Below are 13,478 nucleotides of genomic sequence, written 5' to 3'. Positions count from 1 at the left end.
TTCCCGGCCTTTGATCAAGGCGACCTCCACGGCTGAGTTGGGTGGATTTTCGCCAGTCGGGTTTCGCACGAAAAGGCATCGAAGTAGACGCCGTGTCCGCGACCGTTCCTGCCCCGGAGCGGTCCGAAACCATCGCTACAAGGTCGTTGGCCCCTGAAGCTTTCGAACGCCGGGCCGAGGTTGCAGAACGCCGGGCTGCTTCAAATCCCAGACGAGGCCGAGACGTTCCAGGCTTTGCAGTAGCCGCCAGCCGGGATCGGCTTGACCTGGTTCCGTTCCCAGGCGGGCCGACTCCGGCCATGCGTGATGCGTTGAATGCCAAGCTTCGCCGAAGGTGAGCCAGGCCGCTGCCGGTAAATCATGTCCTTGGACGGACTCACCATCGACCACCCAACCCTGGGGTCCGTGGCGATGGGTCAGGTGCACGACAAGCCAGTGCCCGGTCAACGATACGGCGACCCGGACCGGAATACCCCAAACCAACCAAGGCAGCCCGCCTATTGCATAGAACAGGACGGCCCATGGCAGTTGCTGCAGCATCCAGCTCGCTTCCAGCCAACGAAAGATCCGGTCACCGGCGATCCTCGGCTCCACAACGAACAGAGGGGGATGAGTCAGTACGAGTCGGGCGTGCATCTGCAGCACCGCGTCACGCAGGAGCGGAAGTCGATTGGCGTGGAGATCGTGGCAGGCGGGCTGCCGCTGCGCCCAATCGCGCATGTCATGGAGGCGGACCATGCCGATCGGACCTGCCATTCCAACCAAGGTCCCCAGGTAGACCAAAACATATTCGACCCAGGGTTTTGCCGAGAAGCTGCGATGCACCAGCAACCGATGCAACCCGATCGAATGGCCTGCACAGAGCGTGATGACGGTCGTCACCAGGAACAGCGCGACAGCCCCGGGCGTCACGAAAATCGGGCCAAGCAGCAGGGCTGCAGCCAGCATGCCACCGATCCAAAGTGACTTGGCCGGCGCCCATTCCAAGTGACCGTCAGCTGCCGACGTGTGGACATCGGCGATCATGCGGGTCGTCGAGGTGCATCGGGGCGCTTCGGTCATTGCCACCCATCATTAGATATTTAGTAAATATCCTAAACGACGAATCACTCCAACTTGTCAATGGTTAGCTCATCAACTAAACATCCTGCGATGCAGCGCGTCTTCGAAGCCCTGGCATCGTCCGTCCGGCGCCAGATTTTAGCCTACCTCTCTCATACCGAGCTCAACGCTGGCGATATCGCTGCGCGGTTCGCCATGTCGAAGGCATCCATCTCCCAGCATTTGTCGATCCTCGAGGCGGCCGGGCTGGTAGAAAGCGAGCGCCGCGGGCAGTTCATTTTTTACAGACAGACGCCGGACAGTTTGATCAACGCCCTGCATAGCTTCGCGCAGGAAGCATGCCCAACAAGCCGTCCGCTCAAGCGGGAGAGTGCAGCCTTGGCAAAGGACGTTACCCGTGAAGATCGCTGAACCCGAGCTGGATAATCCCAATTCAGCCTGCGGGTAGATCCCCGGTGACCGCCCTCAGAGAATGCACATTCGGCAGATCCCATTCACGCGCCGCAGAACTGTTGAGCTGACGGCTGGCGCAAGCCTCCGAGGATGAAGCGAGCCCGCATGCGCCTTCGGATGATCGCTGCCACTGATGCAGTGATGATTCCTCCAGGGGGTCGGAGGAGCTTCGTTGTCGACCAAATCGATAGGAAGCCATCGGAGCCGGCCTCCGTGGGACGCCATGGTGCCTACGGAGACTGCCCGCCCAAATGCCACGAACCTTGCCGTATCGATGGCGGTGTTTGCAGGAGGATTGAGCGATCGATGATGCCGACCTCCCTCGGTTTCTGTCGGGACCGCAGCCAAACACTCGAACGCTAACGTATGCCTCCGGTTTCCCGCCCCGAGCTGAAGCTGCCGGGCGGCAAACGAACGAACGTTTTCGGGAAGCGCCGAGAGCGGAGCGGGCGGCCGGCATGGGTCGGAAACGGAACGTCCGCTTGCGGGCAGTGGGTGAACTTCCGCATCCCCCCTCAACAGCCCTTTACGCAGTCGAGCTGACTGGGTTCTCATCCTGGATTCGACCTCATGAACATCGCCATCCTCGAGACCGGCCACCCGCCCGAGCGGCTCGGCGGGCGCTTTCCCTCCTACGGCGCGATGGTGGAGGCGCTGATCGGCAACGGTCACGCCTTCACAGGCTTCGACGTGACGGCCGGCCACTGGCCCGAGGCGCCGGAGGCGTTCGACGCCTTCGTCATCACCGGCTCGCCCGCCTCGGTCTACGACGCGACCCCTTGGGTCGAAGACCTGCTGGCCTTCCTGCGCGGCCTCGATCGCTCGAAGAAGCTCGTCGGCCTCTGCTTCGGTCATCAGGCCCTGGCGCAGGCCTTCGGCGGGCGGGTGGAGCGGTCGCAACGCGGATGGGGCCTCGGGCTGCACGCCTACGCGGTAGCGGAGCGCGCGCCCTTCATGGACGACGCGGAGACGATCGCCATCCCCGTGAGCCATCAGGATCAGGTCGTAGCCCTGCCGCCCGTCGCGCGGGTGCTCGCGGGCAGCACCTTCACGCCCTACGGCGTGCTGGCCTGGAGCGACCGCCCGGCCCTCTCCTTCCAGTGCCACCCGGAATTCGCGCCGGACTATGCCCGCGCGCTCACCGACGGACATCGGGCCGGGGCGAGCGACCCAGCTCTGGTTTCTGCGGCTCTCGCCTCGCTGGAAGCGCCGCATGACAGCGCGCGCGTGGCCGGCTGGATCCGGCGCTTCCTGCGGGACTAGTGCATCGTCCCGAAAGGAGGCTGCCGGCTTTCGGAAAAAGATGATGCGAAGATAAGTGCCGAGAACATCGTCCTGGATCAGCTATCCAGGACGATGTTCTCGATCAGGCCCGGTAGGCGCCCTGGCGCTCCAGCATCCAGCCGGGATATTCCGGCGGCAGCCGGGTGGCCGCGTCGAGCCGGGCGAGGTCCTCGGCGTCGAGCCGCACCCGCGTCGCGGCGATATTGTCCTCGAGCTGCCCGACGCGCTTGGCGCCGACGATGACGCTGGTGACCACGTCCCGGTGCAGAAGCCACGCGAGCGCCACCTGCGGCACGCTGCACCCTCTCGCCTCGGCGATTCCGCGCATGGCATCGAGCGTGACGGCGCCGCGCGTCCGATCGACTGGCGGGAAATCGAAGGTGGTGCGCCGCCCATCCGCCGCCGCGCCCTCGCCTTCATACTTGCCGGAAAGATAGCCGCCGGCGAGCGGGCTCCACACCATCAGCCCCACGCCCTCGGCGGTCAGCATCGGCGCGATCTCGCGCTCCAGGTCGCGCCCGACCAGGGTGTAGTAGGCCTGAAGCGAGACGATGGGCGCGAGCCGGCGCATCTCAGCGATCCCGATCGCCTTCATCACCTGCCACGCCGCCCAATTCGACAGGCCGAGGTAGCGGACATGGCCGTGGCGCACGAGGGTGTCGAGCGCCTCCAGCGTCTCCGCGATCGGGGTCGCCGGATCGAAGCCGTGGATCTGGTAGAGGTCGATATGGTCGAGGCCGAGCCGGGCCAGACTCGCCTTGCACTGACTGAGGATGTGCCCGCGCGAGGCGCCGCGGGCATTCGGACCCTCGCCCATCGGACCCAACACCTTGGTGGCGACCACCACGTCATCGCGGGGAATGCCGAGATTCTTGAGCGACTGGCCGAGGATGCGCTCGCTCATCCCGCCCGCGTAGACGTTGGCGGTGTCGATGAAGTTGATGCCGGCGTCCAACGCGGTCTTCACGAGGGTGTCGGCCTCGTCCTGGCCGAGCCGGCCGATCTGGCCCCAGAAACCCTCGCTTCCGCCGAAGGTCATGGTGCCGAGGCAGAGTTCGGACACGAACAGGCCGCTCCGGCCGAGGGGGCGCATGCGCATGGAGAGATCTCCGTCTGGAAGGGACGGCCCCTGTTACGGCGTCCGCGGCGTCGCGTGCACGGCCGATCCTCTCAAGCCCTTGCCCGATCCTCTCAACGCCGCCGCGATCAGGTGCGCGGGCACGGCAGGCACGCTAGGATCCTCACCCATGACGACCGACCTTTCCGGCCTCGCGGCTTTGATCGAACGGCAATGGCATCGCTTCGGCCGAGAGACACCGGCCGACGGGCTGCTCCTCAACCGCGCCGAGACGCCGAGCGGGCCGATCCGCTCGGTCTACCGCCCCTCCTTCTGCGTCGTGGCGCAGGGCGCCAAGACGACGCTGCTCGGGGAAACCGGCTTCCGCTACGCCGCGGGCCAAGCGCTGTTCGCCTCGCTCGATCTCGCCGTCACGGCCCGGATCACCGAGGCGAGCCCAGCGCGGCCCTATCTCGCGCTCAGCCTCGCGATCGATCTCGACGCCCTGGCCGACCTGCTCAGCGCCCAGGCGGAGACCCTCGCGGAGGAAGCTGCGCCCGCCCCGGCTTTCGCGCCGCTGCGCACCGTCACGCTCGACCCCGACCTGTGCGATCCTCTCGCGCGCCTCCTGACCCTGCTCGATCACCCGCGCGACCTGCCGGTGCTGGCACCGCTGATCGGGCGGGAAATCGTCTGGCGCCTGCTCGGCGGTCCGCTCGGCCCGGCCCTTCGGCAGGTCGGCCTGCCCGAGAGCCACGCCGCGCGGATCGGCCGGGCGACGGCCTGGATTCGCGAGCACTATGCCGAAACCCTGCGCGTGGCCGATCTGGCGGCGTTGGCGCGTATGAGCCCCGCGAGCTTCCACCGTCATTTCAAGGCGGTGACGACGATGACGCCGGTCCAGTTTCAGAAGCAGGTCCGGCTGCACGAGGCGCGCCGCCTGCTGCTCGCCGCCGGAGACGTGGCAGGCGTGGGCTACGCCATCGGCTACGAGAGCCCGTCGCAGTTCAGTCGCGACTATCGCCGTCTGTTCGGAGCTCCGCCGGGCCGGGACGGCGCCGCGATCCGCGCGCGTCTCACCGCCGAGCCGACGCTGCCGTGATCGCTTCCGTTGGGAGGGCTGGTGCGGGTAGAGGGAATCGAACCCCCACGCCTTTCGGCTGGCGATTTTGAGTCGCCCGCGTCTACCAATTCCGCCATACCCGCGACGCACGCGCCTCTTGGCACAAGCCGGGGCGACGGGCCAGAGCGAATTTTTGCCGGACGATCCGGTTGCAGGCGGGACCGGGATGCTTCGGGGCGCTGCATGCGCCCGGCGCCTCGGCGTGAGGGGCCGAGGCCCCGTCGGCGTAACTCAAAGCGACAGGCTCGGAGATTCGAGGCGGCCGGTCTCCATCGCCCGGTAGGGTGACAGATCCGGCTCCACGGGCGCCCGGGCGAACGCCCGGGCGGCAAGGTTACGCAGGCTCGGATTGCTCGCGACCTGCAGGGCGGTGTGCAGAAGGCGGATACCGAGGCGGCTGTGCGGGTTCATCAACCGCGGCGCGATCTTCGGGACACCCTGGGCCTTGCTCACCATCGGGCGCATGGCCCGCTCATAGGCTGCGAAGGCGCCGACGACATCGCCATTGCGGGCCATCTCGCCGGCCAAAACGTAGGGCCCGGTGAGCGCCAGAGTGGTGCCGATGCCGGCCAGCGGCGTGACGCACCACGCGGCATCGCCCGTCAGGACGACACGTCCCTTCGACCAGGTTTTCATTCGCACCTGTCGCAGAACGTCGAAGTAGAAATCGTCGGTTTCGTCCAGAGCGGCGAGCACGCGCGGCGCCTCCCAGCCGGCATCCGCGAACCGCGTGCGCAGGAAGGCCTTCTGCCGGTCGGGCGACCAGTCCTGTTCGCCGCCCGGCGGTTGCTGGATCATCAGCATCGCCCGCGTCGTGCCGTGGCGATCCGGGCGCAGAGATACGCCCCGTCCCTCCGTGGCATTGTACCAGCGCCACATCCGGTCGTCGTCCGCGGTTCTGGGTATCGTGAGATAGGCGATCGTCAGGTCCATCCAGCGCGGATCGTTCTCTCCGGGGAAGACACTTTCGCGGGTCGACGATCCGACGCCCTCGGCGACGATCACGGCGTCGTAGCGCTCGGTCCGTCCACCGGCAAAGCCGACCGTGGCGCCCTCCGCGTCCTGCTCGATGCGCTTCACGCGGTCGCCGAAGCGGAAGGCGGCGTGCGTGCGGGCGGCCTCGTAGAGCAGGTGGGCCAGATCGCCGCGCAAGATCTCCATCTCGGCGGTGGGGCCGTCCCCGTCGATGTCTGCCGTGGCGAAGCGGGCGACGACCTGCCCCCGTCCGCCGATCCAAGCGGTCCCCTCCTCGCCCGTGCCGCATTCCAGAGCCGCCCGCTCCAGGCCCATCCGCCGCATCACCTCGCGCCCGACACCGCGCACATCGACGTTCTGGCCGCCGTCGCGGAAGCCGGGTGCGCGCTCGACGACGGTGACATCGAAGCCCGCGCGCCCGAGCCAGAACGCGGCGGCGTTGCCGGCCACGCTGGCCCCTGTGATCAAAACGCGGCGCGACATCGGCAGAACCCGTTTCCCATCGATCCGCAGCGCTCGCCGCCCCGGCCTCGGAGATATGGGCGGCCGCGGACGTAGGCCCAGCGCGAACCCGCCCTAAGCGCTCACGACATCGCTCGCGGTGCGGTTGCCTGCGGTCGAGCGCCTCCGCCCTCGCCTCCGTGGCGCATCTGTGCTGAAAGGGCACCGCTTCCCGCACCCCAACGAGGCCCCATGATCCGCCGGCTCTACGAGTGGATACTCGCGCTCGCCGCCAAGCCGTCCGCGCCCTGGGCGCTCGGAGCGGTGGCCTTCGCCGAGAGTTCGTTCTTTCCCGTACCGCCGGACGCGATGATGGTGCCGATGGCGGTGAGTCGGCCGGACCGGGTCTGGCTCTACGCGACCATCGCCACTGTCGCCTCGGTGCTCGGGGGGCTGCTCGGCTACGCCATCGGCGCGCTGCTGTTCGATTCGGTCGGGCTGTGGCTGTTCAACCTCTACGGGCTCGCCGACAAGGCCGAGACCTTCCAGGCCTCCTACGCCACCTACGGGCACTGGGTGATCCTGCTGAAGGGCCTGACCCCGATCCCCTACAAGCTCGTCACCATCACCTCGGGCTTCGCCCATTACTCGCTGTTCTGGTTCATGTTGCTCTCGGTCATCACCCGCGGGGCGCGCTTCTTCCTGCTGGCTTGGCTGCTCGGGCGCTACGGCATCGGCATCCGCGCGGTGCTCGATCGGCACCTCAACGTGGTGGCGGGGCTGTTCGCGGCTGTGGTGATCCTGGGCTTTGTCGCCTTCAAGGTGATGCTGTGAGCCGGTTCACCCTGCGCGCCGCCGCGCTCGCCGTGGCGCTTGGCGCCGCACTCACCGTCGGCGGCGCCCTCGTGTTCGAGCACGGCCTCGGTTACGTGCCGTGCAAGCTCTGCCTGACGGAGCGGGTGCCCTACTACCTCGCCGCGCCGCTCGCGCTGATCGCCGCCGTGCTCCCGCCGCGGCCCGCGCGCTTCGTCCTCGGGCTCGTCGCGCTGGTGCTGATCTACGGCGCCGGTCTCGGCGTCTATCACGCGGGCGCGGAGTGGGGGTTCTGGCCGGGCCCTAATGATTGCGGCGGCGGGTCCGGCGCCGGACCGGCGGACGTGTCCGATTTCCTGAAGAACCTCGAGAACGTGCGGCCGGTGGATTGCACGGCCGCCGCGTGGCGCTTCCTCGGCCTTTCGCTCGCCGGCTGGAACGCGCTGATCGCGGCCGGCCTCGGCCTTCTCGCCGCCGCGGCCGCGCTGCTCGCTCAGCCGTCGAGGGGTCCGCACCAGCCGGGCAGGTAGCCGGCATCCGGCGCCTTCGCGAGGCGCAGCGCCTGCTCGAGCGCCTGGGTGAAATCCTTCTCGATCAGCTTCCGCTTCAGGTTGCGCCGGAGGTAGTCAGCCCACAGGAACTCGCTGAACGGCGTCGTGTCCTTGGCGAAGCCGCCGGCCCGGCGCAGCTCGCCCGCGAGGCTGCGGAACGGGTCGTCGGCAAGATCCGCGATCACCTTCGGGATGTCGTCGAAGCCGACCCGCAGACCGGCGGCGTCGTAGGGATGGGCCCAGGCCTTGTGGTCGGCCACCGTCCACAAGGCGTCCTTGTCGAGCTTGTGCAGGTCGGCGACCACGGTCACCAGCACGTTCTCCTCGCCCTCTTCCTGCAGAGCGCGGGCGAGGTGGTGGTGGTCGATCACGTAGTGCTTCTTCTTGGGGCCCAGCAGAACCGGGATCATGTGCGAGCCGAGGAACTCCGCCTTCTTCTCGGGATCGTGCGCCCGCCAGCGGCGGCGCTTCTCCTCGACCTCGCGGTAGCCCACCGTGATCTGCGTCGGGCGCAGTTCCGCGATCGGCACGGAGATGAGCAGGGGTTCGCGCGGTGCCATGAAGTCTCCCGTTCGTTTCGAGCGCGCCCGGAACGGCGCCGGATCAACGATGCCGTCCGATCCACCCTCCGAAACGCGGAAACTGGCTTCGAGGAACGTTGCAGACGGTCGGCGACCGGGCCGGCCTCTCACGGAACGTCAATTGATGCGAAGCAGAACGGATTTCGCCCGGTGCCGGACACCATGTCGAGCCTCACAGATCCGTGAGACTGGATTTCGGCTTTCTTAGCCCACTTGGAAAATGTCACGGAGAAAGGGGCGGCATCAGTATTTTCAAGCCGTTGTCCCGCGCGCGTGTTTGCCTGAAGACACAACAGACGAGCATCGCGTTGCCGGATGATTATCCGACAGACGGCATCGTCCCGGCACCAGGACCACAGGCATGTCAATCGTCCCGACCGCCAGCGACACCTCGGCCGCGCCGCGCCCGCACGCATCCCGCCCCCTGATCGGCCTCGACTTGCTGCGCTTCGGCGCGGCCTGCCTCGTCGTGCTGTATCACCTCGCCTGCACCGCCTGGATGGTCCCGTCGAGCGAGGCCGCCACCCTCGTCGGGCAGTCGATCCCGTTTCCGATCCTGCTGCCCGTCAGTTCACAGGGCTGGGTCGGCGTGCCGATGTTCTTCGTGATCTCGGGCTACGTCATCGCCTATTCCGCCTCACAGGCCAGCGCGTCGCGCTTTCTCACCGGGCGGATCCTGCGCCTCGTGCCGGGCATCTGGTTCTGCGCCACCGTCTCCTTCGGGCTGGCGCTGCTCTTCGACCCGGAGGCCACCCGAGTCCTGTTCGAGCGCTACGTCCGCACCCTCGTCCTGTTCCCGGTCCCCCGCTGGATCGACGGCGTCTACTGGACGCTCGGGATCGAGATCATGTTCTACGGTCTGGTCTATGCCCTGCTGTTTCTGAACTGGTTCGAGCGGCTGGAGCCGGTGATCCTGGCGGTGGGCGTCATCAGCGCGCTCGCGTGGTGCCTCGCGGCGACGCCGTTCTGGCCCGACCTCGACCGGATCATCAGCACGCGGATCGCCAAGCTCGCCCTTCTCACCCATGGCTGCCACTTCGCCATCGGCGTGCTGCTGTGGAGCGCGGTGCGGAACGGTCTGACGGCGCTGCGCCTGGCCGGCCTCGCCATCTGCCTGACGGGGGGCTTCCTGCAGATCCGCTACGATGCCGGCTTCGTCGGCGTCCTGCTCGGCCTCGACCGGAGCCCGGCGATGGCCTGGTTCCTCTACGCCGTCTTCATGGCCCTGTTCTGCCTGTCGATCCGCGCGAACACGGCGCTGACCGACGCCTTTCCCGGCCTCGGGCGGCGCTTCCGTGATCTCGGTCTCGCGACCTACCCGCTCTACCTGCTGCACACCTTCGTCGGCGCCCTGGCGATGCGGTTCCTGGCCGTCTCCGGGCTCCCGCCGGCCGCGAGCCTGACGGGCGGCATTCTGACGGCCGTCGCCGCATCCCTGCTGGTATCGCAGCAGATCGAGCCGCCCCTGCGGGCGGGTCTCGGACGCGCCCTCCACAGCGTCGGCACCCGGCTGCGCAGCCGCGGTCCGGCGCCCGGTGCACTCACCCGCTGAGCGGTCGGCCGCCGCTCAGCGCTCGCCGTAGCCGCCCATGGCGCAGACCGTGGCCCATTCTGCCTCGGTCACCGGCTGCACTGAGAGGCGGGAATTGGTGACGAGGGCCATGTCCTTGAGCGCCGTCGCCGCCTTGATCGCGTCGAGGGTGACCGGGCGCGGTATCGGCGCCACGGCCCGCACATCGACCATGCCGAAACGGCCGCTCTCGTCGGTGTGGTCGGGATAATAGGGCTTGATGACCTCGACGATGCCGACGACGGCCTTGCCCTCGTTGGAATGGTAGAAGAAGCCGCGATCGCCGACCTGCATCGCCTGCATCTGCTTCTTGGCGAGGTGGTTGCGCACCCCGTTCCAGAAGGTGCCGCCCTCCCCGGCTTCGACCTGCTGGTCCCACGACCAGGTCGAGGGCTCGGACTTGAACAGCCAGTAGGCCATGGCGCGGGACGGCTCCGTCGGGAAAGGCGCCCTCGCTTATCGAAAATCCGGCCGCGCTTGAAGGGCGCGCACCGCTCCGCTTTCGACCCGTCGACGGGTGCTCACGCCGTCTCCGCCTTGAGCGGCCGCGACAGCAGGCCGGTCATCGCCGCATCGACCGTCAGCGCTCCGGCCACGACCGCGGCGACGGCCTCGGCCACCGGCATCTCGACCTCCCGCGCCCTTGCGAGATCGACCAGCGCCTGCGCGGTGAAGGCACCTTCCACGAGCTTGCCGCCCGCGGCCTCCTCGGGCGAGGCGCCTTTCCCCAAGCGCTCGCCGAACGCGAAGTTGCGCGATTGCGGCGAGGAGGCGGTGAGCACGAGGTCCCCTAAGCCCGACAGCCCCATCAGCGTCTCCGCCCGGCCGCCACAGGCGCGGGCAAAGCGCATCAGCTCGGCGAAGGCGCGGGCGATCAGCGCGGCGCGGGCGCTCTCGCCAAGGCCGCGGCCCGCGACGATGCCGGCGGCGATCGCGAGCACGTTCTTGCCGGCCCCGCCGACCTCGACGCCGCGCACGTCGTCGGTGTGATAGAGCCGGAAGGCCGGCCCCGAGAGCAGCCCGGCGAGCCGCGCCGCCAACGCTCCGTCCGCCGCGGCGAGCGTCACGGCGGTGGGCAGGCCGCGGGCGACGTCGGAGGCGAAGCTCGGACCCGACAGCACCGCCACCGGGGAGCCGGCCGGCAGCACTTCCGCCGCCACCGCGCTCATGAAGGCGTCGCTGCCCCGCTCGATCCCCTTGGCGCAGAGCACCACCGCGGCGCCGGGCGCCAGCGAAGGGGCCAGCGCCGCCAGCACGGAGCGCAGGGTCTGGGCCGGTACGACGAGCAGCACCGTGCCCGCCGAAGCCAGCGCGGCGGCCTCGGCCGTGGCGCGCACGCCGGGATGTAGGGCGACGCCGGGGAGATAGCGCTCGTTGGTGCGCGCCTGCTCCATCCGCGCGGCCGCCTCGGGATCGCGCATCCAGAGCGTGACCGGGCGCCCCGCCGCGGCGGCGGCGTTGGCCAGAGCCGTGCCCCAGGATCCGCCGCCGACGACGGCCACGACCTCGTCCCGCCGCTGCGTGCCTGACTTCATGTCCGCCTCCATCGGGAACCTCGTGCAGCCCGGCTCATTACGGCCAAGGTGCGGACCCGGAGCCACATCGTCAGGTTCGCGATAACGACCTACCGGCGGAAGAGCGAGTACCGATCCGCGATCCTGTGACGAAGAGGCCCGAACCCGGCCAACGGCGTGTGCTCACCTGTCCTGTTTGCAATATTTTGCGAGACCGGACCAAGGTGATGTCGACCTATCGAAGCATTTCCAGCGAGGACCGACACAAAAAACCGCTCCATGCCACAAATACGGGCAAAACCGGAAACGTCTTCTCGACGGTTGCGTGAATTCAACTTTCGCATTCCTGCCTCATACCCTCTCAGGCTTGCATTTCAATTTTTCTTGTTTTCGGTTTGTCTGAAATTTCGGAAAATAAGTCTCGATAGCTGCATTACTTTTTAATCCTGATGAAATGTCGTTCATTCGGCGCGCCAATACGATCCATACTAGTCATTTGGTATGAGATTAACGGTTGATTAAATATATTGCAGGAAACCAACTTTCATCGAAATTCATGATGCCTGGAGCCCTCAGCCGTGGCGATCTTCCATTCCGAACAAGATTCCATCCTTGCGGCCGTCGATCGTGCTCAAGGCCGTATCGAGTTCGCAATGGACGGCACCATCACGAATGCGAACGCCAACTTCCTCGACCTCGTCGGCTACACCCTCGATGAGCTTCGTGGCCGTTCACACGCGATGCTGATGCCCCCCGAACAGCGCGAGAGCCCCGAATACAAGGCTTTCTGGGAGGCTCTGCGCCGTGGCGAGTTCCAGGCCCGCGAGTTCCGGCGCATCGCCAAGGACGGCCGCTCAATCTGGATCCAGGCCTCCTACAACCCGATTCTCGACCGGCGCGGGCAGTCTTACAAGGTGGTGAAATTCGCCACCGACATCACGGCCGAGACCCAGCGCAACGCGAGCTATGAGGGCCAGATCGCCGCGATCAACCGGTCTCAGGCGGTGATCCATTTCGGCCTCGACGGCACGATCACCGATGCCAACGCAAACTTCCTCGATGCGGTGGGCTACCGGATCGAGGACATCCGCGGCCGGCATCACAGCCTGTTCGTCGATCCAGAGGAGGTGAAGAGCGCCGCCTATGCCGAGTTCTGGCGGTCGCTCGCGAACGGCACCTATCAGGCCGGCGAGTTCCGGCGGCTCGCCAAGGGCGGACGGGAGATCTGGATCTACGGCTCCTACAATCCGGTTCTCGACAGCGAAGGGCGTCCCTGCGCCATCGTGAAGTTCGCCAGCGACGTCACGCAGGCCGTGGCCGACCGTCTTCGGCGCGCGAACGGGCAGCGCGCCATCGAGTCCGATCTCGGCACCATCACCGGCGCCATGTCGCATGTCAGCCGTCGGGCGAGCGAGACGGCGGCCGCGGTGGCCGTCACCTCCGACAACGTCCAGTCAGTTGCCGCGGGCGCCGAGGAATTCGCCGCCTCGATCCTCGAACTGAGCCGCCACGCCTCGCAGGCCAAGACCGCCGCCGACGCGGCCGTGAGCCGCGCCGAGGAGGCGGGCGGAATCGTGAGCGGACTGACCGCCACCGCCGAGCGGATCGGCGAGGTGGTCTCCGTGATCCGCTCGATCGCCGACCAGACCAACCTGCTCGCGCTCAACGCCACCATCGAGGCGGCCCGCGCGGGCGCGGCCGGCCGCGGCTTCGCCGTGGTTGCCACCGAGGTGAAGGCGCTGGCGAGTCAGTCGTCGCGCGCCACCGAGGATATCGGTCAGCAGATCGCCGCCGTACAGGATTCCTCGGCCCGGGCCGTCGAGGCGATCCGCGCCATCGTCTCGACCATCACGGATCTCAGCGAGATCTCGATGAGCGTCTCCTCCGCCGTCACCGAGCAGGCCGCGGTCACGCAGGAGATCGCGAGCAACATGCAGACCGCCGCGCGCAGCGTCGACGCCGTGCGCGGCAACGCCAACGGGATCGCGCAGGCGGCGAACGAGGTCGATCTCTCCGTGCAGAAGGTGACCGCCTCCGCCCGCGCGCTCGCCTGA

The 13,478-nt window shown here is 67.6% G+C and carries 13 protein-coding genes and 1 tRNA gene; 7 read left to right on the top strand and 7 right to left on the bottom strand.

The window, feature by feature from the left end; translation table 11 throughout:
• Positions 1-135 precede the first annotated feature (135 nt).
• Positions 136-1,062, bottom strand: coding sequence for an acyl-CoA desaturase (locus tag M2437_RS04695; protein WP_253389512.1), 927 nt, complete (start codon positions 1,060-1,062; stop codon positions 136-138).
• A gap of 90 nt (positions 1,063-1,152) precedes the next feature.
• Between M2437_RS04695 and M2437_RS04690 the strand changes: the two genes are divergently transcribed.
• Positions 1,153-1,473, top strand: coding sequence for a metalloregulator ArsR/SmtB family transcription factor (locus M2437_RS04690; protein WP_253389511.1), 321 nt, complete (start codon positions 1,153-1,155; stop codon positions 1,471-1,473).
• A gap of 612 nt (positions 1,474-2,085) precedes the next feature.
• The gene (locus M2437_RS04685; protein WP_253389510.1) at positions 2,086-2,778 is read left to right on the top strand and encodes a glutamine amidotransferase-related protein; all 693 of its coding nucleotides are present in this window, start codon (positions 2,086-2,088) and stop codon (positions 2,776-2,778) included.
• 103 nt (positions 2,779-2,881) lie between these two features.
• On the opposite strand, the gene M2437_RS04680 is transcribed toward M2437_RS04685, so the two are convergent.
• Positions 2,882-3,898, bottom strand: a complete 1,017-nt coding sequence (locus M2437_RS04680; RefSeq protein ID WP_253389509.1) for an aldo/keto reductase — start codon at positions 3,896-3,898, stop codon at positions 2,882-2,884.
• Between the two features lie 148 nt (positions 3,899-4,046).
• Between M2437_RS04680 and M2437_RS04675 the strand changes: the two genes are divergently transcribed.
• The gene (locus tag M2437_RS04675) at positions 4,047-4,958 is read left to right on the top strand and encodes an AraC family transcriptional regulator (protein ID WP_253389508.1); all 912 of its coding nucleotides are present in this window, start codon (positions 4,047-4,049) and stop codon (positions 4,956-4,958) included.
• A gap of 19 nt (positions 4,959-4,977) precedes the next feature.
• Here M2437_RS04675 and M2437_RS04670 read toward each other — a convergent pair.
• Both M2437_RS04670 and M2437_RS04665 read right to left on the bottom strand, forming a co-directional pair.
• Positions 4,978-5,062 (bottom strand) — tRNA-Leu (locus tag M2437_RS04670).
• Between the two features lie 148 nt (positions 5,063-5,210).
• Positions 5,211-6,437 (bottom strand): FAD-dependent monooxygenase, encoded by a 1,227-nt coding sequence (locus M2437_RS04665; RefSeq protein ID WP_253389507.1) that lies wholly within the window; start codon positions 6,435-6,437, stop codon positions 5,211-5,213.
• A 210-nt stretch (positions 6,438-6,647) separates the two neighbouring features.
• Between M2437_RS04665 and M2437_RS04660 the strand changes: the two genes are divergently transcribed.
• Together M2437_RS04660 and M2437_RS04655 are read left to right on the top strand one after the other, a co-directional pair.
• Positions 6,648-7,229, top strand: a complete 582-nt coding sequence (locus tag M2437_RS04660) for a YqaA family protein (protein ID WP_003602707.1) — start codon at positions 6,648-6,650, stop codon at positions 7,227-7,229.
• Complete coding sequence (locus tag M2437_RS04655; RefSeq protein ID WP_253389506.1) at positions 7,226-7,738, top strand: disulfide bond formation protein B; 513 nt, start codon at positions 7,226-7,228, stop codon at positions 7,736-7,738. The genes M2437_RS04660 and M2437_RS04655 overlap by 4 nt, the downstream gene beginning before the upstream one ends.
• On the opposite strand, the gene M2437_RS04650 is transcribed toward M2437_RS04655, so the two are convergent.
• The gene (locus M2437_RS04650; RefSeq protein WP_253389505.1) at positions 7,702-8,319 is read right to left on the bottom strand and encodes a ParB-like protein; all 618 of its coding nucleotides are present in this window, start codon (positions 8,317-8,319) and stop codon (positions 7,702-7,704) included. The two genes, M2437_RS04655 and M2437_RS04650, sit on opposite strands and share 37 nt — an antisense overlap.
• A gap of 382 nt (positions 8,320-8,701) precedes the next feature.
• Between M2437_RS04650 and M2437_RS04645 the strand changes: the two genes are divergently transcribed.
• Positions 8,702-9,892, top strand: coding sequence for an acyltransferase family protein (locus M2437_RS04645; RefSeq protein ID WP_253389504.1), 1,191 nt, complete (start codon positions 8,702-8,704; stop codon positions 9,890-9,892).
• Positions 9,893-9,907: 15 nt separating this feature from the next.
• Here the strand turns inward: M2437_RS04645 and M2437_RS04640 are convergent, their stop codons facing one another.
• Entirely contained in the window at positions 9,908-10,330 is a 423-nt protein-coding gene (locus tag M2437_RS04640; RefSeq protein WP_253389503.1) for an EVE domain-containing protein, read from the bottom strand.
• A 101-nt stretch (positions 10,331-10,431) separates the two neighbouring features.
• Entirely contained in the window at positions 10,432-11,457 is a 1,026-nt protein-coding gene (locus M2437_RS04635) for an NAD(P)H-dependent glycerol-3-phosphate dehydrogenase (RefSeq protein WP_056456978.1), read from the bottom strand.
• Positions 11,458-12,002: 545 nt separating this feature from the next.
• On the opposite strand from M2437_RS04635, the gene M2437_RS04630 reads away from it, so the two are divergent.
• Complete coding sequence (locus tag M2437_RS04630; RefSeq protein WP_253389502.1) at positions 12,003-13,478, top strand: methyl-accepting chemotaxis protein; 1,476 nt, start codon at positions 12,003-12,005, stop codon at positions 13,476-13,478.

Origin of the sequence: Methylorubrum pseudosasae (assembly GCF_029504475.1) — a bacterium.
GTDB lineage: Bacteria > Pseudomonadota > Alphaproteobacteria > Rhizobiales > Beijerinckiaceae > Methylobacterium > Methylobacterium extorquens.
This window is presented reverse-complemented; position numbering and strand designations above follow the sequence as displayed.

Bases quoted from the DNA above. Each gene is read 5' to 3' on its own strand.
- M2437_RS04680 (WP_253389509.1), bottom strand. From the start codon at position 3,898: ATGCGCATGCGCCCCCTCGGCCGGAGCGGCCTGTTCGTGTCCGAACTC.
- M2437_RS04695 (WP_253389512.1), bottom strand. From the start codon at position 1,062: ATGACCGAAGCGCCCCGATGCACCTCGACGACCCGCATGATCGCCGAT.
- M2437_RS04685 (WP_253389510.1), top strand. From the start codon at position 2,086: ATGAACATCGCCATCCTCGAGACCGGCCACCCGCCCGAGCGGCTCGGC.
- M2437_RS04690 (WP_253389511.1), top strand. From the start codon at position 1,153: ATGCAGCGCGTCTTCGAAGCCCTGGCATCGTCCGTCCGGCGCCAGATT.
- M2437_RS04645 (WP_253389504.1), top strand. From the start codon at position 8,702: ATGTCAATCGTCCCGACCGCCAGCGACACCTCGGCCGCGCCGCGCCCG.
- M2437_RS04665 (WP_253389507.1), bottom strand. From the start codon at position 6,437: ATGTCGCGCCGCGTTTTGATCACAGGGGCCAGCGTGGCCGGCAACGCC.
- M2437_RS04650 (WP_253389505.1), bottom strand. From the start codon at position 8,319: ATGGCACCGCGCGAACCCCTGCTCATCTCCGTGCCGATCGCGGAACTG.
- M2437_RS04635 (WP_056456978.1), bottom strand. From the start codon at position 11,457: ATGGAGGCGGACATGAAGTCAGGCACGCAGCGGCGGGACGAGGTCGTG.
- M2437_RS04640 (WP_253389503.1), bottom strand. From the start codon at position 10,330: ATGGCCTACTGGCTGTTCAAGTCCGAGCCCTCGACCTGGTCGTGGGAC.
- M2437_RS04660 (WP_003602707.1), top strand. From the start codon at position 6,648: ATGATCCGCCGGCTCTACGAGTGGATACTCGCGCTCGCCGCCAAGCCG.
- M2437_RS04675 (WP_253389508.1), top strand. From the start codon at position 4,047: ATGACGACCGACCTTTCCGGCCTCGCGGCTTTGATCGAACGGCAATGG.